Below are 22,257 nucleotides of genomic sequence, written 5' to 3' on the forward strand. Positions count from 1 at the left end.
AATTAAGGTTGCAAACCAATTTGTTGTTAATTGTTAATAATATGATCCAGATTACAAACTGCGCAGCATTTTAAGCACAATACGTGTAGAATATTAATGATTACAATATAAGTTAGAATCAATTGGAAGAGATGCATGAAAGAATTAAAAAATGATCGCTACCTACGAGCTTTAATGAAAGAGCCTGTGGATTACACTCCGGTTTGGATGATGCGCCAAGCGGGCCGTTATCTGCCTGAGTATCGAGCAACTCGCGGCGTTGCTGGTGATTTTATGTCTTTATGTAAAAACGCAGAATTAGCATCGGAAGTTACTCTTCAGCCTTTACGTCGCTTTCCTCTTGATGCCGCGATTTTATTCTCTGATATTTTAACCATTCCTGATGCTATGGGGTTAGGTCTGTATTTTGAGACCGGTGAAGGTCCAAAGTTTAAGCGCCCAATCACATGTAAAGCCGATGTTGAAAAAATAGGCATGCCAGATCCAGAGGGCGAATTACAGTATGTGATGAATGCGGTTCGTCAAATTCGTAAAGATCTGCAAGGTGAGGTGCCTCTTATTGGTTTCTCTGGTAGTCCGTGGACATTAGCAACTTATATGGTTGAAGGTGGTAGCTCAAAAGCTTTCACTAAAATCAAAAAAATGATGTATGCCGAGCCTGCAACGCTGCATATGTTGTTAGATAAGTTGGCCGATAGTGTGATCGATTACCTTAATGCGCAAATTAAAGCGGGCGCACAATCTGTGATGGTTTTTGATACATGGGGTGGTGTACTAACTCCTCGTGATTACAATCTCTTCTCGTTGCAATACATGCACAAAATCGTTGATGGCTTAATTCGTGAAAATGAAGGTCGCCGAGTACCCGTTACCTTATTTACTAAAAATGGTGGTATGTGGTTAGAGCAGATCGCTGCAACAGGCTGTGATGCCGTTGGTCTTGACTGGACCATTAATATTGCAGATGCAAAAGCACGTATTGGCGATAAAGTCGCTCTGCAAGGTAATATGGACCCATCAATGCTTTATGCTCAGCCAGAGCGTATTCGTGAAGAGGTTGGTACTATTTTAGAAGGCTTTGGTCATGATGGCACAGGTCACGTCTTCAACCTAGGTCACGGTATTCACCTTGATGTTCCGCCTGAAAATGCGGGTGTATTTGTCGACGCAGTCCATGAACTATCTAAGCCATACCATAAGTAAGTCGATTGAATTGTTGATTTAAAACGAAACCGCTCAAGTGATTTGAGCGGTTTTTTTATTAATAACCTCTTTCAAATTCAACTTGGTGATTGAGAGAAAAGCCGTCATGCCAAGCGTGGTAATTTGCTGAGAAAAGTTCGACGACCTGAGCAGGGAAACTGAGCGCTGCAATGTGTGGGGTAACCGTGACTTTTGGGTGCTGCCAATATGGACACGTTTGTGAAATTGGCTCATTAATAAAAACATCTAAAAAAGCATGATTGATACAGTCGCTCTCAAGCGCGTCGAGCAGAGCTTGGCTATTCACTGTGTCTCCTCGTCCCACGTTGAACAAGATGCTTCCTTGGCAGGCGTTCAGTGCGCTCTCATCCAATAAATTGATAGTATCGTCGGTTTTAGGTAGCGTGTTCACGACAATATCACAATCACGTAAAACCGAATTCAGTTCATTGACATGATAGGTTGCATCAAACGGAGAGTGTTTTGGTGGAATTCCAGTGCGGTTGATCCCGAGTACGCGTATTCCAAAGGCTTTTGCTGTCGTCGCTAAATGGCTTGCGATGGAACCTGTGCCGAGGATAAGCATCGTTTTTTCGCTTAATGAAGGGTAAGAGTGCGCTTGCCATACCTGTTGCTGCTGTTGTTGTTGGTATAAATGAAACTGACGGTAGTGAGCAATACTATACCCAAGTACATATTCAGATATTTGCTGGCCAAAGATGCCCTTTACATTGGTTAGCGTATAGTTTTTTGCCAGTTCAGGCTTAATCAGTGCATCGACGCCTGCATAAACGGACTGTAACCACTCGAGGTGAGTAAAGTCATCAAGAGTTTTAGCCGCGAGAGGAGGAGAAGCAAGTAAAATAGTCGCTTGAGTGCGATCTTCCGTGATCTCTAAATTCGGTAAAGCTTGCTCTTCTAGCAATTGCTTATACACTTGATCATGTTCAGTAAGAATATAAACTTTATGGGTGAAATTGTTCATAAGCTTGTCTTTTTTCCCTGTAATTAATCGAGTACACTTCTGCGGTCTTTTTCTGCAATTATCGAGTAACTATGCTACAGAACCCACTTCAGGTTCGTCTTGAGAGACTAGAACCTTGGCAACAAATTACCTTTATGGCTTGTCTGTGCGAGCGTATGTACCCTAACTATGCCATGTTCTGTGATAATACAGAATTTGCCGAAGCACGTATCTATCGTGATGTGCTTGATAGTGTATGGGAAATTTTGACGGTTAAAACAGCAAAAGTAAATTTTGAGCGTCAATTAGAGAAATTAGAAGAGCTGTTTCCAAGTGCTGAAGATTTTGATCTTTATGCCGTTTACCCTGCAATGGATGCTTGCCAAGGCTTGTCGACATTACTGCATGGTTTATTGGATCGCGATCAGTTATTCGAGTGCATGATCAAAGTTAGCCAACAGTCAGTGATGACCGTAGCACATCTTGAGCAAGCGCAGGGTTCTGATGAGATCACAAACGATAACCAAAAAGAGAATGAAGCCGTTTGTGAAGAGTGGGATGTTCAATGGGCTATTTTCCGCCCGTTACGTGAAGCAGAATCACGTGATATTGAACTGATCAAAGATCTACGCCAAGAGCTTCGTGATGAACCGATGAGTAATATCGGTATTGGTATCGAATAGAACCAAGTTTGAACACGATAAATAATGAAAGGCTCATAATAACGATGAGCCTTTTTTGTATCTCGATTATTTCAGCAGTCAGCCAGTATCAACTAGTCATCCAATAAATCATCTTTACGAGTATTTTCAATTACCCCATGTTTATTTTTCCAGTGCTCCCAGCGCTGAAAAGCTAATGCCTGCATATCTGTCGTTTTATCGGCTTCATCGACAATCTCTTCACCAAGTAGATACTCAAACATATCCTCTAACGTCACGATACCTTGAATCATTCCATATTCATCAACCACAATCGATAGTTGTAAGCGGTGTGCGAGCATCTGATCAAAAGCTTTGGTGAGCGGTAAGTTATTTAATAGGACGTGGATAGGGCGCATGACGGCACCGAGTTGTTTATCACCGAACCCAGATTGCTGCAGTTTAAAAAGCTCCAAGCGGTGAACAAAGCCAACAATATTATCTTTTTGCTCACTGTAAATGAGTGGTCGGGAAAAAGGGGTTTCTTGGTGTAGGTCTAAAAAGGTATCGATGCTCATTGTTGCTTCCACGCGGAATACAACGGGTCGAGGCGTCATTATTTGGGTGACAGGTACGCCTCTAATATTGAGAAGATTGCTTAATATTTTTGATTCACCTTCCGCAAATTCTCCGCTCTCTTTTGCAAGCATCGCCATTGCGGATAATTCATCGCGCATTTTCGGCGGCTGGTGGCCATGAGATAGGCGTTTGGTTATTTGTTTTGAAAACCACACAAAAGGTGTTAGCGCCCAAACCATCCAACGTAAAGTCACAGCCGATAATGGTGCGAGTTGACGCCAGTAGGTAGCACCGATTGTTTTTGGCACGATCTCTGAAAAAATTAAAATCAGCAGCGTGAGAATAGCAGAAAATAACCCGAGCCATTTACTACCAAATACAACTGTGGCTTGAGCACCTGCTGTTGCCGCTCCGATCGTATGTGCAATGGTATTGAGGGTAAGTATGGAAGCGAGCGGGCGGTCAATATCAGCTTTTAAGTGACTAAGCTGCTTAGCCGAGGGGTGATTTTGTTGGCGTAATTGTGCTAAATAACTAGGGCTAAGACTGAGTAAAACAGCCTCTAAAACAGAGCATATAAATGAAATACCAACCGCAATAAAGATGTAAAACGTCAGAAGTAACATATGACCTCTTGGTCTAAATTAAGTGAAGTGTTGGATTTATAATCAAAAAATCCCACTGGGTAGATGGTCTAAATTGGCATAGGTCATCAAGAAAACAAGTCTTATTTATTATCGATAAGTTATAAATTGTGAGTCATTACTCATATTATGGCTAAAAGTCAGGCATAGGGGCTAAAGATTAGCGACAAACCTTTGCCAGATGGGGCATTTATGTTTTAGAGTGAGTCGAATTCGATAACTTACGAGAAGGGAAACCTAATGAACAAGACCCAATTAATCGACTTTATTGCTGAAAAAGCGGATCTTTCTAAAGCTCAAGCTAAAGCAGCACTAGAAGCGACACTAAATGGCGTAACTGAGTCGCTAAAAGATGGCGATCAAGTGCAACTAATTGGTTTTGGTACATTCAAAGTAAATCACCGTGCAGCTCGCACTGGTCGTAACCCAAAAACAGGCGATGAAATCCAAATCGCTGCAGCAAACGTTCCTGCGTTTGTTTCAGGGAAAGCGCTGAAAGATGCTGTAAAATAATTTACACTACGCCGAGGTATTTATCTCGGCGTATTCATTATGAAGAAAATTTTAGTTACTGCATTACTGAGTACCCTTCTAGCGGCTTGCTCTTCTACGGCACCTCGCTCTCACCTTGATCAAGTTATGTCATTTTCCTCTGCCTATACTGTGGCTGATACCGCCAGTTTTTATTGGTATAGCGAGAAATTACTCAAACCACTTTCTGGTGCAGACTATGTTGTCGAAGGTAGTTCTGGTTGGTATAAAACCGATTATCGTTGGAATGACAATGGTCTTAGCGAGCTTATTCGAGAAGGTGAGCAACGTAAAGGTTCTTCCCGAGCGAGTAGAAATAAGCGGGTTCCTTACCGTGTTCATGTGCGTTTTAATCAAGCGGGTGAAGCGGTTTATCAACAATACCGTATTGATGGCAAGGTATACCCACTAAATAGCAGCCAAATGGCCGCTTACAAAGAAGATGCCGCATTACTCTCATCCAGGGTTAAAGCATCGCACAAAGAAGGTTACACGTTAATTCAGGGCTACTGGGATGGGTCTGATTTGAAAGACTGCCAACATAACCCATATGCTGAACTTAGCTTTACCCCGCCTCTACCTAATGATGCAATTAGAGCGGCATTAGCTCAACCTAGCTTTGTGGCTTTTTCGGGAGCAGAGAAAGGGAAAAGAATTGCCGTTGAAAAACTGATATTGTCAGACTCTCTTGAGCACGCTTGTGTTGAAAAGCCTCAGTTTTTAGAAGAGTGATCACTCACTTACTTTTATTGGTATGATTTTGATTGGTATTGCTTTAATTGATACTAATTCATCGTTTGATAAAGATAAGCTTGATAAGACATTCGTAAAATTTAAAAAGGGCGCTGATAATTCAGCGCCCTTTTGCTATGCCATAAATGAGTCGATTGACATGATGGTTATCTTAATCGTTATTCTTGCTCGCGAGCAATAGCGCGATAGCCAATATCATTACGATGGAACATACCATCCCAGCTTACTTGCTTAGTGAGCTCGTATGCTTTTTGCTGCGCTTCAGAAACCGTATTACCTAGTGCTGTTGCACACAATACACGACCGCCATTCGTGGTGACTTCACCCGCTTCGTTGTGTTTCGTGCCTGCGTGGAAAACCTTCTGGCTGCTGCTGTCAGTGCTAGGTAGTGTGATCACATCACCTTTTGCATAATCAGCAGGATAACCGCCGGCTGCTAATACCACACCGATTGCTGCGCGAGGATCCCATTTGGATTCTGCTTGATCCAATTTCTCGTCTACAGCCATTAAGCACAGCTCAACAAGATCCGATTCCATACGCATCATGATAGGTTGTGTTTCAGGATCACCAAAGCGACAGTTGTATTCAATCACTTTTGGCGTACCGTCAGCATCGATCATCAAGCCAGCGTAAAGAAAGCCTGTGTATGGTGCGCCTTCTGCATCCATACCACGTACCGTTGGATAGATAACTTCTTCAAGGATACGGTTGTGGATTTCTGGAGTCACAACAGGAGCTGGAGAGTAAGCACCCATACCACCTGTATTTGGTCCAGTGTCCTTATCGCCAACGCGTTTGTGATCTTGGCTGGTGGCCATAGGTAGAACGCTAGCGCCATCAACCATAACGATAAAGCTCGCTTCTTCGCCCTCTAAAAATTCTTCAATAACAACACGACTACCTGCTTCGCCAAAGGTATTACCAGCAAGCATATCTTTAATCGCACCTTCAGCTTCTTCAAGAGTCATCGCAACGATAACGCCTTTACCAGCCGCTAGACCGTCAGCTTTTACTACGATTGGAGCGCCTTGTTCGCGAACGTAAGCGAGAGCAGGCTCAATCTCGGTGAAGTTAGCATAGTAGCCAGTAGGAATATCATGGCGAGCGAGGAAGTCTTTAGTGAACGCTTTAGAGCCTTCTAGTTGAGCTGCCGCTTTTGTGGGACCAAAGATAGGTAAGCCAACTTCGCGGAATGCATCAACGACACCAATAACCAATGGTGCTTCAGGACCCACGATAGTCAATTCGATTTTTTTCTCTTGAGCAAACGCGACTAAACCAGCGATATCTTCAACGCCGATGTTTACGTTCTCAAGTTTAGGCTCAAGTGCTGTACCTGCGTTACCTGGAGCAATAAATACCGTTTCAACATTTGGGTTTTGAGCGGCTTTCCAGCCTAGTGCGTGCTCACGACCGCCAGCACCAATAATAAGAACTCGCATTGTAAAATCCTTAACTTAAATTGCTTAAGCCTCGAAAGTAACTCGAGGCTTTGAACTGTTTCTAGGGTTTAGAAACCAAGTAATTTTTAATGATTAAAGTGACGCATGCCAGTAAAGATCATCGCCATGCCGTGTTCGTCTGCTGCAGCGATAACTTCATCATCACGCATAGAACCACCAGGCTGGATAACACACTTTATCCCTGCTTCTGCAGCAGCGTCAATACCATCACGGAATGGGAAGAATGCATCCGATGCCATTGCACAGCCTTCAACAACTAAACCTTCGTCTGCCGCTTTAATGCCCGCGATCTTCGCAGAGTAAACGCGGCTCATTTGACCTGCGCCGACACCGATAGTCATGTCGCCTTTCGAGTAAACGATCGCGTTAGATTTCACGTATTTCGCTACTTTCCAACAGAATAGCGCGTCTTTTAGCTCTTCAGCTGTAGGTTGGCGCTTAGAAACCACTTTCAGCTCATCTTCAGAAACCATGCCTTGGTCGCGATCTTGAACGAGCAAGCCACCGTTAACGCGTTTCACGTCAAAGCCAGTTGTCTTCGTTGTCCACTCACCACACTCAAGTAGGCGAAGGTTTTTCTTAGCCGCGACGATTTCTACTGCTTGAGCAGAAACTGATGGTGCGATGATAACTTCAACGAATTGACGCTCAGTGATAGCTGTTGCTGTTGCAGCGTCTAGCTCACGGTTGAAAGCGATGATGCCGCCAAATGCAGATGTTGGGTCTGTTTTGAATGCACGGTCGTAAGCTTCTAGGATGTCTTCACCTAGCGCAACACCACATGGGTTAGCGTGCTTAACGATCACACATGCTGGCTGGTCGAACTCTTTCACACACTCAAGTGCTGCGTCAGTGTCAGCGATGTTGTTGTAAGAAAGGGCTTTACCTTGAATTTGGCGAGCAGTAGAAACGGATGCTTCTTCAGGGTTTGCTTCTACATAGAAAGCGGCTGCTTGGTGACTGTTCTCACCGTAGCGCATGTCTTGTTTTTTCTCGAACTGTTGGTTGAACGTGCGAGGGAATTTGCTCTCTTCGTCACCTTCTTTGTTCTCACCGTAAGATGGAACCATAGTACCGAAGTAGTTTGCGATCATACCGTCGTAAGCCGCCGTGTGCTCGAATGCTGCGATAGCTAGGTCGAAACGAGTTTCTAGCGTTAGAGATTTCTCGTTAGCATCCATTTCGGCAATCACGCGATCGTAGTCGTGTGCGTTAACAACAATAGTGACGTCTTTGTGGTTTTTAGCCGCAGAGCGAACCATCGTTGGACCGCCAATGTCGATGTTCTCTACAGCATCAGCCAGAGTACAACCTTCATTAGCAACCGTTGCAGCAAATGGGTAAAGGTTAACAACAACCATATCGATAGGGTTAATGCCGTGTTTTTCCATAACGTCATCATCTTGACCGCGACGACCAAGAACGCCACCATGAACTTTAGGGTGTAAAGTTTTAACGCGACCATCCATCATTTCAGGAAAGCCGGTGTAATCAGAAACTTCAGTAACAGAAATGCCTTTTTCAGCAAGCAGGCGAGCGGTACCACCAGTAGATAAGATATCTACACCACGGTTAGTAAGAGCTTGTGCAAATTCAACAATACCAGTTTTGTCAGATACGCTAATTAGAGCGCGACGAACAGGACGAGCGATATTCATGCTTCTGTATTCCTCAAATTCATGGAGTTTAGAGATAATGTAAAGATATTTGCCAAAAATGAACTTGTGTCTGCTCGCTTACAAACGATTGGCCACTTTTGGTAAAGACCTTTAATCACACATAAATGTAATGAAAGCTCCAAATTTGAACGCGATTAGTCTAACGAATTTATCTTTAAAAAGCTCGCGCAATCGTTTGGCTTCGCAAAAATAATTGTAATATCGCGTCTTTTGTTGAGGTTTTGTTATTGTTCATGAGGTTTTTATCCATCTTGATTATCAAGTGTCACGGCATAGATATTAAGGTTTAACGAGTATTTGGCACATGATGATCTAATTACTTTATTTGCTAAAAATGAGCTTAGGAAGTATTTGGATCACCATATTCTAATTACTCCATAATGCAAAAGGGTGTCCGATATTTTAATGATGCATTTATATGAGGAGTTCTGACTATGCTGATTACTTTTAAAGCCAAATCGTGTGGTAATGTCATGATGTTTGGTGATGTGGGTTTATTGATGTTAAAGATGATGGGGCATAGTAAAACCGTCCCTGGAGCGATTATCGCTGCTGATGTTCCTGCGGCACTCGCTCAACTACAAGCTGCTATTGAGCAAGAGGTGCGTTGTCAGCAAGCAGAAGAGACGCAGAATGATGATGGCGAAGAGGAAGAGTGTATTCAGCCATCCGTCGGTTTAAATCAGCGCGCTTTTCCACTATTAGCTTTACTCAAAAAAGCCGTTCAAGAAAATAATGACGTGATGTGGGAATCGTTGGAATAAAAAGGGGTCACAAATAGAGTAGAGGCAACATTAACTTTATTTAATCTTCGTGCCATTCTCAGTTTATGTACATACCGTAAAGTGGACTCATCAAATCAGCACAGGGAGTAAGAAATGAACATTCGACAAAAAAGAGCCATGACAATTTGTGGCGGCAGCTTTGTGTCATTGTTTACTGTGATTAATTTAATCGCAATTACTCTGTGCTAATTTTCCTACGATGAGAATACGTTATGAAATTAATTAAACTAGGGCTACTTACGGCAGCGCTTTCAGTGTCAACTTTAGCGATGGCGAGTGATGATATGACCATTAACTTACTGGCATTGAATGCGAGTAATACCAGTGTTGAGGCATTAGCGCCTGTGGTTCGTCAAACCGATTCTGGGGTTGTCACCGAGATTGAACTGGATGATCATCGTAACAAGCAGGTGGTCTATGAATTTAAATTGGTCGATCTTGAAGCGGATACTGAGCGTGAATTGAGTTATGCCGTTGCTGATCAAAGTTTGGTTGAAGATAAAAGCGAATCATTAACGACGTTTGGCTTTAGTGATTTAGATAAAGAAGATCGCTTTGCTATCGAACGTGTACGTCAATCTGGCTTTGATATTCTAGAGGTAATCCCGCAACTTGAGCAAAAATACTCCGCTAAGCTAATTGAAGCAGAATTAGAAGAAAAAAGTGGTATTGTTTTCTATGAAATTAAACTGGCATCGGCACAGCAAGGTAAGCAAAAAATTCTTATCAATGTTGATGGCGGCGAAGAAATCCCAGTATTAAAACGTCATAAATAATAGGTAGTGCAATGAAAGTACTCGTCATTGAAGATGATAAAGAGACCAATCAATATTTATGTCAGTCACTAAAACAGCAAGGTTGGAGCGTTGATAGCGCAGATAACGGTCAAGATGGTCTGTTTTTGGGGCTTGAAGGGCAGTACGATGTCATTGTTCTTGATCGCATGTTGCCAAGTATTGACGGTTTGACAGTACTTTCTACACTGCGTGCGGCGAATGTCAGTGCGCGAGTTTTAATTCTGAGTGCTCTTGATAGTGTGGATGAACGAGTCAAAGGGCTAAAGCAGGGGGGAGATGACTATTTGACTAAGCCATTTGCACTTTCTGAATTGATTGCTCGTATTGAAATTCTAAGCACTCGTGGTGGTGTGAACCATGTGACAAATACCAGCACAAAGCTTATTAATGGTCATTTAGAACTCGATCTCTTAGGGCACCATGCCTTGCTGGCTGGGAATAAAATAGAACTGCAAGCTAAGGAATTTAAGTTGCTGAAATATTTACTCGAGCATATTGATCATGTGGTCACACGTTCACTATTGTTTGAGGCGGTATGGGATTATAACTTCGACCCACAAACCAATGTTATTGATGTTCATATTGCTCGCCTACGTAAAAAACTCGACTTGCCAAATTACCCTAATTTAATCGAGACGGTACGTGGTTCGGGTTATCGAATGATAAAAGCTCGTCAATGATGAAAGGCACCGTTAATTGGTCTCAAGAATTAAAGCGGCAATGGAGGCGTCACTCACTATGGCGTTTATCATTATCTATCGCGCTGATGTTGTGGTTCACCGTTGCACTTGCCCTTCTTGCCGTCTATCAATTTAGTATCCAACCTCTGGTGCAATCTAAGCATCAACTTATCGCCCAACATATCGAACAGTTACAGACCGTCCAAGAGCTTAATAGCGGTGGGAAGATTGAACGATGGCTTAGCGATACGCTGTATGAAAATGACAGTATTATCACCGTCATTAAAACACCAAGTGGCGATGTATTAGGCTCGCTTAGTCATATACCGAGTGCGTTACCTACATGCCCATCTTTAGCGCCATTTCCAATCTTTCGTATTGAAAAAAGTAGTGTTTCAATACTTGAGGGTTGCACTTTTATGGTCAGTGATTATCAAGTGCTGGTGGCGACGAATTATGAGTATATTCGCCAGATCCAAGAAAACTTTATTAATGCCGCTTTAGTGATCATGATCTTGTGTTTTTTTATTGCTTTGATCCCAGGTTGGATTGTGCGCCGTAAAATTTCTCAGCAGCTTAAAGCGATCGATCTAGTTGTGCATGATATTGAGCAAGGCTACTTTAATCAGCGTCTTCCATCTAATCCCGCGCTTAGTGAAAATGAAAGAGATGAGTGGGAGAGGATAGGTCAGTTTATTAACTATATGCTCGATGAGGTCGAAGCTTCAATCCATCAAATTCAAGGCGTAACCGATGCTATAGCTCATGACTTACGCACGCCATTAACCCGCATTAAGAATCGTTTATCACTACTTGAAAGCGAGCAAGACATCCCTCAAGTCCAGCAACATATTATGCAATTGCACAGTGAGTTTGATGCGATTTTAATGACTTTCAATGCCATGCTAGAGTTGAGTAAACTGGAAGCTCAGCAAGATAGGTCGGCTTTTTCTCACGTTAACTTGGTTGATATCAGCACTGATGTCATCGAGTTGATTGAGCCAATGTTAGAAGATAAACAGCAGCAGATCACTTTAGATGCTCAACCTTGTGTCATTCAGGGCGAGCGCTCACTGCTGTTTCGCATGGTGTATAACTTAGTTGATAATGCTCATAAGTACTCACCGGCAGGTGCGCAAGTGGTGGTTCGAATTCGGGATGATAGGATTGTGGTTGAAGACAGTGGACCTGGCATAGCTCCAGAGCTGCACTGTAAGGTCTATCAGCGCCTTTTTCGTCTTGATGCTAGCCGTCATACCCCTGGACATGGTTTAGGCTTACCACTGGTCGCTGTCGTGGCAAAATTACATGGCGGTGAGATTGGCATGGCATATAGCAATCTTGAAAAGAAAAGTGGTTTAAAGACGACGATTGTATTTCCTCCACATTAAAAATTATGTGAATTTTACCTACAAAAAAGGCTTATCAAATAAATGATAAGCCTCTAATTTTAAAGCATTAAGAACTAAGTCTAATTAGTTCATGCCGTATTTTTTTAGCTTCTTACGAAGAGTACCACGGTTGATACCCATCATAGTTGCCGCACGAGTTTGGTTGCCGCGAGTGTATTGCATGATGGTGTCTAGTAGAGGTTGTTCAACTTCTGCTAAAACCAACTCATATAATTCGCTGACTTCTTGACCATTTAGTTGAGCAAGGTAGTTTTTCAACGATGCTTTTACAGAGTCACGTAGTGGTTTCTGTGTGATTTGATCTTGTGATGTAACTGTCGTTACTGTTAGTGCTTCTGAAGTCAGATTTTGTTCGAACATATTCGGTCTAGCTCTTCTCGTAATTATGATGCAACGTTATCAAAATAACTTTCTAATGCTTCCAATTGCAGCGGTGCTGCTTCTAGAGCATTGAAAGTCCGGCGAAACTCACTGGCTTGTTCATGTTCTTTCAAATACCAACCCACATGCTTACGTGCAATGCGAGGGCCTAAGAACTCCCCATAAAACTGGTGAAGTGCGTGAACATGACCAAGCATAATGCTTTTTACTTCCTCGTAAGGAAGCTCAGGCATTGTGGTACCGTTTTCCAAATAGTGTAGGATTTCTTGAAAAATCCATGGGCGACCTTGGGCAGGCCTCCCGATCATTAAAGCGTCTGCACCGGTATAATCGAGTACAAACTTCGCTTTTTCTGGGCTATCGATATCACCATTAGCGATAACCGGTATTGAAATAGCTTGTTTAACCGCTTTAATGTTGTCGTATTCTGCCTCGCCTTTGTACATACAAGCTCTAGTGCGCCCATGTAGAGCGAAGGCTTGAATGCCGCAGTCCTCGGCTATCTTAGCGATATGGACACAGTTACGATGGCTCGTGTCCCAACCAGTTCGGGTTTTAAGTGTCACAGGGACGTCAACAGCATCGACAACAGCAGTTAGAATGTCTTTAATGACTTCTGGGTGCTGAAGTAAGGCTGACCCGGCCAGTTTTTTATTCACCTTTTTGGCTGGGCACCCCATGTTGATATCGATGATCTGTGCACCGTTTTCAACATTGAATTGAGCTGCCTCGGCCATAAGCTGTGGATCTGCGCCTGCAATCTGTACAGAGCGAATGCCCGATTCACCCTCATGTACCATGCGTTGTTGCGACTTAGATGTTTTCCACACTTTAGGGTTGGAGGACATCATTTCACTGACCGCCATCCCCGCACCGTAGCGAAGACACAACTCTCTGAACGGCCTATCAGTGACTCCGGCCATTGGGGCCACGATCAGATTGTTCTTAAGTTTATAATTTCCGATTTTCAAAACATCATCACAGTTCTGTACCAGCAAGGGCGCGCATTTTACGCATTTTTTCGCCTCAAGAAAAGACTAATATTTGAGCATTTACAAAATGTTTTTATAAATCGTTTAAATATCAATCAATTATAAAAAAAATACTTATTTAACCTTGTTTACGACCAGAGATTCGGCACCATTCTTGCTGCTCGATAATCGGATCAATGTGAAGCTCGTCACGGTAATAGGTCGCCACATCTTCAGCTTGAGTATCTAATACGCCAGACATTGCCAGTTGACCATCAGATTTCATCAGGCCTTTAATCACGCCAGAAAGTTCGCGTAATGGACCTGCAAGGATGTTAGCAACGACAACATCGGCAATTAACCCTTCAGGTTGATCTTGCGGTAGGTAAACTTCTAGTTGGTCTGCAACGCCATTACGGCCAGCGTTATCTTTCGAAGCTAGTAGTGCTTGTGGATCGATATCAATACCAACCACTTTTGCTGCGCCTAGTTTGATTGCTGCGATAGCTAAGATGCCAGAACCACAACCAAAATCGATAACCGTTTTACCCGTTAGGTCTAGACCTTCTAGCCACTCAAGACAAAGTGATGTCGTTGGGTGTGTGCCTGTACCAAATGCTAGGCCAGGATCAAGCATAACGTTAATCGCGTCAGGCTCTGGAACATCGCGCCAGCTTGGGCAAATCCATAGGCGCTCACCGAACTTCATTGGGTGGAAGTTATCCATCCATTCACGTTCCCAATCTTTGTCTTCTAGCTGTTCAACTTTATGAGCAAAATTGTCGGCTAATAAGCCACTTGCTGTAATTTGGCTGATGATCCACGCAGAGTCAGCTTCGGCATCATAAAGGGCAAGGATATCCGTATCACCCCAAAGACGCGTCTCACCCGGCAGTGGTTCAAATACAGGGGTATCATGAGCGTCTAAGAAGGTAACAGATAGTGCACCTGTCTCTTCCATTAGCATGTCGCCGATCTGTTCAGCGTTCTCGTTGGTTGCGTTCAGTTTGATTTGAATCCAAGGCATGATAGTGCTCTTTCTTTAGGAATGAGTAATTGGTGGCAGAGTTTAGCAGATCTTTAACCAATACATTAAGAATAAAAAATGCCCACTCAAGGCGGGCATTTGAATCTAGTGTAGCTAGGCAACTTTAGTTATTACTGAAGGCCAAGTTTTTTTTCTAGATAATGAATGTTTGCACCACCGTGTTGGAAGTTTTCATCATTCATAATCGATTCTTGTAGAGGAACGTTAACTTTAATACCTTCTACGATCATTTCGCTTAATGCATTTTTCATGCGTGCGATCGCCACATCACGGTTTTCGCCGTAAGTGATCAATTTACCGATCATTGAATCATAATGCGGTGGAACCGTGTAGCCAGTGTAAATATGAGATTCCCAACGAACGCCCATGCCGCCTGGTGCGTGGAAGCGTTCGATCTTACCTGGTGAAGGTAGGAATCGCTCAGGATCTTCAGCATTGATACGACATTCAATCGCATGACCACTGATCTTAATATCATCTTGAGTAAATGATAATGGCTGACCAGCTGCAACACGTAGTTGTTCTTTGATCAAGTCAACACCCGTAACCATTTCTGTCACTGGATGTTCAACTTGAATACGTGTATTCATTTCAATGAAGTAGAATTCGCCATTTTCATATAGGAATTCAAACGTACCCGCGCCACGGTAGTTGATCTCTAAACAAGCACGAGTACAACGCTCACCGATGTATTTACGCATTTCAGCGGTAATACCAGGTGCTGGTGCTTCTTCAACGACTTTTTGGTGACGACGTTGCATAGAGCAATCACGTTCGCCTAAATGGATAGCTCCACCTTGACCATCTGCGATAACTTGAACTTCAATGTGACGAGGGTTTTCTAGGAATTTCTCCATGTAAACCATGTCATTATTGAAACAAGCTTTTGCTTCTGCTCGTGTCATTGCGATTGCTTCAACCAGCTCTTTTTCACCACGAACGACACGCATACCACGACCACCACCGCCACCAGAGGCTTTGATGATGACTGGGTAGCCAATACGTTTAGCAAAGGCTTTATTCTTTGCTTCGTCATCATCAAGTGGACCATCAGAGCCAGGTACACATGGTACACCCGCTTTTTTCATCGCTGTGATAGCAGAAACTTTATCACCCATAATCCGGATGGTTTCAGCTTTAGGACCAACAAAGACAAAGCCTGAGTTTTCTACTTGTTCTGCAAAATCAGCATTTTCTGATAAGAAGCCGTAGCCTGGGTGAATAGCGACAGCGCCAGTCACTTCAGCCGCGCTAATAATGCGTGGGATATTTAGGTAGCTATCAATGCTGCGAGCAGGACCAATACAGATCGTTTCATCAGCTAAAAGGACATGTTTAAGATCACGATCAGCTGTTGAGTGGACGGCAACGGTCTTGATGCCTAATTCTTTACATGCGCGCAAGATACGTAGTGCAATTTCACCACGGTTTGCGATCACTAGTTTATCTAACATATTTAGCGACCTCTTATCCGATCACAACTAGCGGTTGATCAAATTCTACTGATTGACCATCTTCAAGCAAGATAGCCGTGATTGTGCCAGCTTTATCTGCTTCAATTTGGTTCATCATTTTCATTGCTTCAACGATACATAGAGTATCACCAGCATTCACTTGCTGACCGACTTTAACAAATGGCTTCGCATCTGGGCTTGCAGCGCCATAGAAAGTACCAACCATTGGAGAAAGAACTTGGTGACCAGTCGTAATTGGCGCTTCTTCGATTGCTTCAGGTTGAGCGGCTACCGTTGGTGCTGCTGCAACTGGCGCTGGAGCAACTGGCGCTTGTGCGTAATGTACAGGTGCAGGTGCTGCAACAGGTGCTGAACCGTAACGACTGATGCGTACTGATTCTTCACCTTCTGCGATTTCAAGTTCAGCAATACCAGACTCTTCTACTAGCTCGATAAGTTTCTTGATTTTACGAATATCCATCTTTCTTTCTCTTTATCTGTTGATTGACTGGTCGCCCACAGGCAGCCAGTAAGTAGTCGTTATGTTATGACTCTAACGGTCTTGTAGCTTATTTAAAGCGGCCGTTAAAGCAAATTGGTAGCCCTGAGCGCCTAGCCCGCAAATAACACCATCGGCTTTATCTGAAAGATAAGAGTGGTGGCGGAAGGGCTCACGAGCATGAACATTAGATAAGTGTACTTCAATAAACGGAATAGCAACCCCTAATAATGCATCTCGCAGTGCGACACTGGTATGAGTAAAAGCGGCAGGGTTGATAATGATGTAATCCACACTTTGGTAAGCATCATGGATAGCTTCAATGAGTTCATATTCACGATTCGATTGCAGGTGCGTAAGTTCTGCACCCGCTTCTTGAGCTTGCTGAGATAACATTTCAACAATCTGAGGCAGTGACTGTGATCCGTAGTGTGCGGGTTCACGCAAACCTAATAGATTAAGATTTGGCCCGTTTAGTAATAGAATTCGTAACTTTGCTGACATCTTGAAGTTATCTTCCTTTATCGTGAAATTAATATACACACATCCATATTATTTACAAAACAACTCGATTTTTCTATAGCAAAAATCGAGTTGTTAAAAAAATAGACCCTGATTATAGCTAATTCAGCGCAAATCGCAGCAAATTACTGGTCTAATGACCAAAACATGACCTCCATCGCATTTAATTAATCACTATCACCTGTGTTAGTCGGGCTATATTTTTGCAATTGGCTAAAAAGCAACGATGGAAGGTGTTTTACCCTGCAGGAGATCATGGCAAGAAGAGCAAAAATAGCATTAGGTTCACTATGTTCTAATTGCTCATTTAGCATAAGGTTTACCATGTTCTAAATACTCAATATAGATAGGATTTAAGCAGGTAATTAGGAGTATTTGTCCTGTGGTGAACCTTATGGGTTTAGCTTTTGTATCATGGTGAACCCAAAGGTTAGTTAGCTTTCGGTTCACTATGTTCCAAAAGATAAAAAGGCATTTAGATCATAGTAGACTAAATGCCTTTTGTTTTGTTTAATGCATTGATATTAAGCAACTTTAATTAATTGTTAACCCATGGATACTTTCTCTTCAATCAGCTTATCAACCACGCTAGGGTCGGCAAGCGTTGACGTGTCACCAAGATTGCTGGTATCACCGGTAGCGATTTTTCGTAGGATGCGGCGCATGATTTTTCCTGAGCGTGTTTTAGGTAGTGAATCGGTCCAATGCAGTACGTCAGGTGTGGCAATTGGCCCAATTTCTTTGCGTACCCAATCTTTTACTTCTTTGTGTAGTTCAGCGCTTGGGTACTCACCATCGTTAAGGGTAATGTAAGCATAAATAGCTTGGCCTTTAATATCATGCGGAACACCGACAATAGCCGCTTCGGCAATCTTATCAAAGGCAACTAAAGCCGATTCAACCTCTGCGGTTCCCATTCTATGCCCTGATACATTGAGCACATCATCAACACGCCCTGTTATCCAGTAATACCCATCCTCATCACGACGAGCACCGTCACTGGTGAAATAAGTGCCTTTAAAAGTGGAGAAGTAAGTTTGCTCAAAACGTTCATGATCACCATAGACTGTGCGCATTTGACCTGGCCATGAATCGAGAATGACTAAGTTACCTTCGCAAGCGCCTTCAATGATATTACCCATGTTATCGACAAGAGCAGGTTGAACGCTAAAGAATGGGCGAGTTGCAGAGCCAGGTTTTAAATCTGTCGCCCCTGGCAGCGGAGCAATTAAGATGCCACCAGTTTCTGTCTGCCACCATGTATCCACAATGGGTGATTGCTCATTACCTATGGTTTTGTAATACCACTCCCAAGCTTCAGGGTTAATCGGCTCACCCACCGAGCCCATAATTCTTAGGCTGTCACGAGAGGTCCCTTTGATCGCCTCTGTGCCTTTTGCCATTAATGCCCGAATAGCTGTCGGAGCGGTATAAAGAATATTGACTTGATGCTTATCGACCACTTCACTCATGCGACTGGTGCTAGGGTAGTTAGGCACACCTTCAAATAAAATGGTTTTTGCGCCATTCGCTAAAGGTCCATAAACCAGATAGCTATGACCGGTTATCCAACCGACATCGGCAGTACACCAGAAGGTTTCGCCCTCTTGATAATCGAAAACATACTTAAATGTCATCGTTGCATAGACAAGGTAGCCACCAGTGGTGTGCAAGACGCCCTTTGGTTTTCCAGTTGATCCTGAGGTGTAGAGAATAAAGAGTGGATCTTCGGCATTCATCGCTTCAGGAGGGCAATCATCAGAAACTTTTGCCGTTGCCTCGTGCCACCAAACATCACGATGCGAGTGCCAGTCGATATCTGCGCCAGTACGCTTGAAAACAACCACACTATCGATGTTTTTGACCGCTGGGTTAGTTAGGGCCTCATCGACATTTTTTTTCAGTGGTACGCTACGTCCGCCACGAACGCCCTCATCAGCGGTGACGACAAGTTTGGCATCGGAGTCAATAATTCGCCCAGACAGCGCTTCAGGAGAAAAACCACCAAACACCACGGTATGAACTGCGCCGATACGAGTACACGCCAGCATGGCTACTGCCGCTTCCGGAACCATCGGCATATACAGGCAAACCACATCGCCCTTTTGAATACCTTGCTGCTTTAGTACATTAGAGAAACGACAAACCTCTTTATGTAGCTCATTGAACGTTAAGGTTTTATCATCATTAGGATCATCACCTTCCCAAATAATAGCGACTTCATCGCCCCGTGTTGCTAAATGGCGATCTATACAGTTGGCAGAAACATTCAGTGTGCCATCTTCAAACCAACGAATATCAATATGACCAGAATCAAAAGAGGTGTTTTTTACTTGAGTGAATGGGGTTATCCAATCAACGATCTTGCCGTGTTCTGCCCAAAACTTTTCCGGTTCGGTGACAGATTGTTGATACATAGATAGGTAAGTTTGATTATCGGCATAAGTGGTTTGCTTGATGTTATCTTTGACTGGATAGATATGGGCTTCACTCATTGCGTTTCTCCTTGTGAATTCAGATAAACATACTTCATGTTGTGCGTAATCATTAGGATCAAGCATAGGATAGAAGTGGTGTTCTGCTTATTACTTTCAGCCACATAATGACTTTTCACAATTAGACTTTAGGAGCAGAAAAGCAACGTTACTCTGGCGTTATGTACCTAGATGCAAGGTCAAAGTACTCAGGTGCAAGCTCAAATGGCTTGAGATTGAGGGTTGAGGTGAAACTCAGGGAGATCACCATGAGTTAGCCTGACAAACACAAGTGCAGCGGTAATGGCATCTTGTAGGGCGTCATGTTTGTTTTGTAAGGGAAGATTCAACTGATGGCAGATCGCTTCTAGGCTTAAATCAAAGTAAGCGTTAGGTAGGCGACGTTCTAGTTGGTCGTGATATATCTGGCTGACTTCAATCAACTTATTGGGTAATGGAAAGCCAAAGTGGCGTTTACAGGCGATATCGAGGATTTTTTTATCATAGCGAATATGATAACCGACAAGCGGTCTGTTCCCTATAAAATCAATAAGTTGAAGTATTGCTTCTTGCTCTCCAATGCCATCGATTAGGTCATTGTGACGGATCTTATGGATCTTAATGGATCCTGCATCCAATGAGTGAGGCGCTCGGAGCTTCACCTCAAAAGATTGGCTGATTAAGATACGATTACCAACGATCTTTGTTGCTGCGATTGTAACGATTTCAGCTCGATTAGGGTCAAGGCTGGTGGTTTCACAGTCAAGTGAGACATATTCATTGGTCATTTTATCGTGAAAAGAGTAGGGTGCGAAGATCGCTTGATAACTCGTCCCCTTTAATTTGTGATACCACCAATAACGCTGCAAGATATTCATCATTAATCCCTTACTTGGTAGTGATAGCCTAGCCATTGCTTGAATTTTTTAACGACATGTAAGCTGTGACGGAGTAAATCGCGCTCCGTTCTGTCGAGCTCCTGAAGATCAAGGTGATTGCTGCTGTGGTGCTTATCTAGTTGCTGGGCTAAGCGAAATTTGAAAAACTGTTTGAGGGCTTCACTGAGGTTATCGCCGGTTTCTTGCTCTAATACTTGTTGGTTAATCAACTGTTCAATGCGATCGAACGTGTTGTTTTTAGTAACATTGTTTTCTAAACATAAGGCTCTTATTCCATGAACGATAGGAAAGATCCCTCCTTGCTTGATATCGATGCCTTCTTTGCTGTTTTTTACTTGTCCAAACAGTGTCAAAGGCACAGAAAAGCTTAATGCCGGACGAATAAACTCGGTCAAAATCCCCGCTTTATTTATTAGGCTTTGGTGTAAGTGCTGTTTAACGGGTTCTAGTAACGTGATATTACCGGCTACCGCATGGGCGTCGGTGATGATCGCCAAATCCATCACTTTTTCACTATGGGCATGATCTATCCAGTGAGAAAGGGTTTGCTGCCACTTTGATTGTGTTTTGACCCAGTGCGGGTTATTGACCATTACGTTACCAGGGCATAATGGATAGCCAAGTTGTTGTAAAGTGTGGGTAAAGGTTTCCATTACCTCTGCGCATTGGTTCCACTCTAACCCATCGCGAATAATAAGCGCATTATCTTGGTCGGTTTTTAATATTTGTTCTCCTCTGCCTTCCGAGCCGAGTACGATGAGGCAACAATGGTCGTGTAGTGCTGGTGGTACGATTAACTCAAATGCTTTTTCAATAATTTGCTCATTGATGGCGGAGATGAGTTGCATGATAAATCGAGTGCGGATGCCATTTTTTAATAAACTTTCTACCAATTGGCGCTGCTTGTTTGAAGCCATCGCTAACTCTTCAATGCTGATCGCTCTTGCTATAGTGAGGCTTAGCACATGTGAGTGAGTGGAGAAAACGCTCAATATTTGAATCATATCGAGCATACCAACGGCATGATTACCCTCGCAAACCATCAGGCGTTTCATACGGTTGCGGGTCATGGTGATCATAGCGTTAAATAAGTAGTCCCCTTTATCGACTGAGCTGACAGGGAAAGTGGCAATATCACCCACAGGAGTGTCTAAAGGGGCGTTATCAAGCATGACAGCATGCAGCAGATTGGTTCGAGTGACGATACCGTAAGGAAGTTGGTAATGATCTATCGCTAATCTAGGGTCATCGGGGCTAAGAGCGACTAATGCACTATCGATATCTTGCGCTTTTAATTGGGCCGTGACTTGGTTAATCGGTTCTGCGGGGGAAACGATTATAGGTGGCTGATAAATATCTGGCGTCACCTTGGTTAAGATAAATTCGGCAAGGTTTTGTTGTTGCTGGGCAGATTCTATCAATGCTTGGCGTTTAGCTAGATTATTGTCAAAGTAAGCCGCAAACTGACCATTTTCATGATAAAAACCAACAAAACTGTCCTTGGGTAATAGATAAACTAACGTATCTTCAAGGGCGCAATACTGGTGCTTAGTCGTGCCAGAAAGTAAGGCGCGAACATCAAAAAGATCATCATGGGCGTAATGCGCAAAAACCTCTTTATTGTCGGCTGAGCGTTCCTCAACAACCCCTTTAATAATTATGTACAAATGGTGGCTATTACCATCTGCCGGAATAATAACGTCATTTCCACGATAGTAAGCCACATCCAAAGCTGCTCGTAAGCTCGTTTGTTGAGTGGGAGTGAGGCAATCGAATGGGGGAGAATCCATTTTGAACTTGTCAGGCATAAAGTTCTCTATCTCAAAAAGAAAAGACGTACTTTTAGTGTGGCAAAGTTGTGGTAATTCTCCAGAC

The 22,257-nt window shown here is 43.2% G+C and carries 21 protein-coding genes; 8 read left to right on the forward strand and 13 right to left on the reverse strand.

Annotated elements, in window-relative coordinates; translation table 11 throughout:
• Positions 1-135 precede the first annotated feature (135 nt).
• Entirely contained in the window at positions 136-1,203 is a 1,068-nt protein-coding gene (gene hemE, locus BCU68_RS02250) for a uroporphyrinogen decarboxylase (protein ID WP_102563182.1), read from the forward strand.
• A 58-nt stretch (positions 1,204-1,261) separates the two neighbouring features.
• On the opposite strand, the gene BCU68_RS02255 is transcribed toward hemE, so the two are convergent.
• Entirely contained in the window at positions 1,262-2,188 is a 927-nt protein-coding gene (locus BCU68_RS02255) for a D-2-hydroxyacid dehydrogenase (protein ID WP_102563183.1), read from the reverse strand.
• A gap of 71 nt (positions 2,189-2,259) precedes the next feature.
• Between BCU68_RS02255 and BCU68_RS02260 the strand changes: the two genes are divergently transcribed.
• A complete protein-coding gene (locus BCU68_RS02260) occupies positions 2,260-2,850 on the forward strand; it encodes a DUF416 family protein (protein ID WP_102563184.1) in 591 nt (196 codons plus the stop codon).
• A 92-nt stretch (positions 2,851-2,942) separates the two neighbouring features.
• Here the strand turns inward: BCU68_RS02260 and BCU68_RS02265 are convergent, their stop codons facing one another.
• On the reverse strand, positions 2,943-4,013 hold the full coding sequence (locus tag BCU68_RS02265; protein WP_102563185.1) for a hemolysin family protein: 1,071 nt from the start codon (positions 4,011-4,013) through the stop codon (positions 2,943-2,945).
• Between the two features lie 258 nt (positions 4,014-4,271).
• Here BCU68_RS02265 and hupA point away from each other — a divergent pair, with 258 nt between their 5' ends.
• Together hupA and BCU68_RS02275 are read left to right on the forward strand one after the other, a co-directional pair.
• Entirely contained in the window at positions 4,272-4,544 is a 273-nt protein-coding gene (hupA, locus tag BCU68_RS02270; RefSeq protein ID WP_102563186.1) for a nucleoid-associated protein HU-alpha, read from the forward strand.
• A gap of 39 nt (positions 4,545-4,583) precedes the next feature.
• Positions 4,584-5,294, forward strand: coding sequence for a DUF1481 domain-containing protein (locus BCU68_RS02275; RefSeq protein WP_102563187.1), 711 nt, complete (start codon positions 4,584-4,586; stop codon positions 5,292-5,294).
• A 179-nt stretch (positions 5,295-5,473) separates the two neighbouring features.
• Here the strand turns inward: BCU68_RS02275 and purD are convergent, their stop codons facing one another.
• A complete protein-coding gene (gene purD / locus BCU68_RS02285) occupies positions 5,474-6,760 on the reverse strand; it encodes a phosphoribosylamine--glycine ligase (RefSeq protein ID WP_102563189.1) in 1,287 nt (428 codons plus the stop codon).
• An 86-nt stretch (positions 6,761-6,846) separates the two neighbouring features.
• A complete protein-coding gene (gene purH / locus BCU68_RS02290; RefSeq protein WP_102563190.1) occupies positions 6,847-8,439 on the reverse strand; it encodes a bifunctional phosphoribosylaminoimidazolecarboxamide formyltransferase/IMP cyclohydrolase in 1,593 nt (530 codons plus the stop codon).
• Positions 8,440-8,894: 455 nt separating this feature from the next.
• Here purH and BCU68_RS02295 point away from each other — a divergent pair, with 455 nt between their 5' ends.
• From BCU68_RS02295 to BCU68_RS02310, 4 genes are all read left to right on the forward strand, one after another.
• Positions 8,895-9,224 (forward strand): DUF1840 domain-containing protein, encoded by a 330-nt coding sequence (locus BCU68_RS02295; protein WP_102563191.1) that lies wholly within the window; start codon positions 8,895-8,897, stop codon positions 9,222-9,224.
• Positions 9,225-9,457: 233 nt separating this feature from the next.
• The gene (locus tag BCU68_RS02300) at positions 9,458-10,021 is read left to right on the forward strand and encodes a hypothetical protein (RefSeq protein ID WP_102563192.1); all 564 of its coding nucleotides are present in this window, start codon (positions 9,458-9,460) and stop codon (positions 10,019-10,021) included.
• 11 nt (positions 10,022-10,032) lie between these two features.
• Positions 10,033-10,722, forward strand: a complete 690-nt coding sequence (locus BCU68_RS02305; protein ID WP_102563193.1) for a response regulator transcription factor — start codon at positions 10,033-10,035, stop codon at positions 10,720-10,722.
• Complete coding sequence (locus tag BCU68_RS02310; protein ID WP_102563194.1) at positions 10,719-12,113, forward strand: HAMP domain-containing sensor histidine kinase; 1,395 nt, start codon at positions 10,719-10,721, stop codon at positions 12,111-12,113. Before BCU68_RS02305 ends, BCU68_RS02310 begins: the two co-directional genes overlap by 4 nt.
• Positions 12,114-12,197: 84 nt before the next feature.
• Here the strand turns inward: BCU68_RS02310 and fis are convergent, their stop codons facing one another.
• From fis to BCU68_RS02355, 9 genes are all read right to left on the reverse strand, one after another.
• The gene (gene fis, locus BCU68_RS02315) at positions 12,198-12,494 is read right to left on the reverse strand and encodes a DNA-binding transcriptional regulator Fis (RefSeq protein ID WP_004729744.1); all 297 of its coding nucleotides are present in this window, start codon (positions 12,492-12,494) and stop codon (positions 12,198-12,200) included.
• Positions 12,495-12,517: 23 nt separating this feature from the next.
• The gene (dusB, locus tag BCU68_RS02320) at positions 12,518-13,486 is read right to left on the reverse strand and encodes a tRNA dihydrouridine synthase DusB (protein ID WP_198591671.1); all 969 of its coding nucleotides are present in this window, start codon (positions 13,484-13,486) and stop codon (positions 12,518-12,520) included.
• A gap of 139 nt (positions 13,487-13,625) precedes the next feature.
• A complete protein-coding gene (prmA, locus tag BCU68_RS02325; protein ID WP_102563196.1) occupies positions 13,626-14,513 on the reverse strand; it encodes a 50S ribosomal protein L11 methyltransferase in 888 nt (295 codons plus the stop codon).
• 131 nt (positions 14,514-14,644) lie between these two features.
• On the reverse strand, positions 14,645-15,988 hold the full coding sequence (accC, locus tag BCU68_RS02330) for an acetyl-CoA carboxylase biotin carboxylase subunit (protein ID WP_102563197.1): 1,344 nt from the start codon (positions 15,986-15,988) through the stop codon (positions 14,645-14,647).
• A 13-nt stretch (positions 15,989-16,001) separates the two neighbouring features.
• Entirely contained in the window at positions 16,002-16,469 is a 468-nt protein-coding gene (gene accB, locus BCU68_RS02335; RefSeq protein WP_102563198.1) for an acetyl-CoA carboxylase biotin carboxyl carrier protein, read from the reverse strand.
• A gap of 72 nt (positions 16,470-16,541) precedes the next feature.
• The gene (gene aroQ, locus BCU68_RS02340; RefSeq protein WP_102563199.1) at positions 16,542-16,991 is read right to left on the reverse strand and encodes a type II 3-dehydroquinate dehydratase; all 450 of its coding nucleotides are present in this window, start codon (positions 16,989-16,991) and stop codon (positions 16,542-16,544) included.
• 563 nt (positions 16,992-17,554) lie between these two features.
• Positions 17,555-19,504 (reverse strand): acetate--CoA ligase, encoded by a 1,950-nt coding sequence (gene acs, locus BCU68_RS02345; protein WP_102563200.1) that lies wholly within the window; start codon positions 19,502-19,504, stop codon positions 17,555-17,557.
• Positions 19,505-19,704: 200 nt separating this feature from the next.
• Positions 19,705-20,361, reverse strand: coding sequence for a 3'-5' exonuclease (locus BCU68_RS02350; protein WP_102563201.1), 657 nt, complete (start codon positions 20,359-20,361; stop codon positions 19,705-19,707).
• Between the two features lie 2 nt (positions 20,362-20,363).
• Positions 20,364-22,190 (reverse strand): DUF294 nucleotidyltransferase-like domain-containing protein, encoded by a 1,827-nt coding sequence (locus tag BCU68_RS02355; protein ID WP_102563202.1) that lies wholly within the window; start codon positions 22,188-22,190, stop codon positions 20,364-20,366.
• Positions 22,191-22,257: the final 67 nt, after the last annotated feature.

The organism is Vibrio sp. 10N.286.49.B3 (assembly GCF_002873395.1).
GTDB lineage: Bacteria > Pseudomonadota > Gammaproteobacteria > Enterobacterales > Vibrionaceae > Vibrio.

Excerpts from the sequence above, each read along its gene's own strand:
- BCU68_RS02355 (WP_102563202.1), bottom strand. The coding sequence starts at position 22,190 with ATGCCTGACAAGTTCAAAATGGATTCTCCCCCATTCGATTGCCTCACT.
- BCU68_RS02305 (WP_102563193.1), top strand. The coding sequence starts at position 10,033 with ATGAAAGTACTCGTCATTGAAGATGATAAAGAGACCAATCAATATTTA.
- hupA (WP_102563186.1), top strand. The coding sequence starts at position 4,272 with ATGAACAAGACCCAATTAATCGACTTTATTGCTGAAAAAGCGGATCTT.
- BCU68_RS02255 (WP_102563183.1), bottom strand. The coding sequence starts at position 2,188 with ATGAACAATTTCACCCATAAAGTTTATATTCTTACTGAACATGATCAA.
- BCU68_RS02265 (WP_102563185.1), bottom strand. The coding sequence starts at position 4,013 with ATGTTACTTCTGACGTTTTACATCTTTATTGCGGTTGGTATTTCATTT.
- hemE (WP_102563182.1), top strand. The coding sequence starts at position 136 with ATGAAAGAATTAAAAAATGATCGCTACCTACGAGCTTTAATGAAAGAG.
- BCU68_RS02260 (WP_102563184.1), top strand. The coding sequence starts at position 2,260 with ATGCTACAGAACCCACTTCAGGTTCGTCTTGAGAGACTAGAACCTTGG.
- BCU68_RS02295 (WP_102563191.1), top strand. The coding sequence starts at position 8,895 with ATGCTGATTACTTTTAAAGCCAAATCGTGTGGTAATGTCATGATGTTT.
- BCU68_RS02275 (WP_102563187.1), top strand. The coding sequence starts at position 4,584 with ATGAAGAAAATTTTAGTTACTGCATTACTGAGTACCCTTCTAGCGGCT.
- BCU68_RS02310 (WP_102563194.1), top strand. The coding sequence starts at position 10,719 with ATGATGAAAGGCACCGTTAATTGGTCTCAAGAATTAAAGCGGCAATGG.
- purD (WP_102563189.1), bottom strand. The coding sequence starts at position 6,760 with ATGCGAGTTCTTATTATTGGTGCTGGCGGTCGTGAGCACGCACTAGGC.
- fis (WP_004729744.1), bottom strand. The coding sequence starts at position 12,494 with ATGTTCGAACAAAATCTGACTTCAGAAGCACTAACAGTAACGACAGTT.
- accC (WP_102563197.1), bottom strand. The coding sequence starts at position 15,988 with ATGTTAGATAAACTAGTGATCGCAAACCGTGGTGAAATTGCACTACGT.
- BCU68_RS02300 (WP_102563192.1), top strand. The coding sequence starts at position 9,458 with ATGAAATTAATTAAACTAGGGCTACTTACGGCAGCGCTTTCAGTGTCA.
- BCU68_RS02350 (WP_102563201.1), bottom strand. The coding sequence starts at position 20,361 with ATGAATATCTTGCAGCGTTATTGGTGGTATCACAAATTAAAGGGGACG.
- prmA (WP_102563196.1), bottom strand. The coding sequence starts at position 14,513 with ATGCCTTGGATTCAAATCAAACTGAACGCAACCAACGAGAACGCTGAA.
- accB (WP_102563198.1), bottom strand. The coding sequence starts at position 16,469 with ATGGATATTCGTAAAATCAAGAAACTTATCGAGCTAGTAGAAGAGTCT.
- aroQ (WP_102563199.1), bottom strand. The coding sequence starts at position 16,991 with ATGTCAGCAAAGTTACGAATTCTATTACTAAACGGGCCAAATCTTAAT.
- purH (WP_102563190.1), bottom strand. The coding sequence starts at position 8,439 with ATGAATATCGCTCGTCCTGTTCGTCGCGCTCTAATTAGCGTATCTGAC.
- acs (WP_102563200.1), bottom strand. The coding sequence starts at position 19,504 with ATGAGTGAAGCCCATATCTATCCAGTCAAAGATAACATCAAGCAAACC.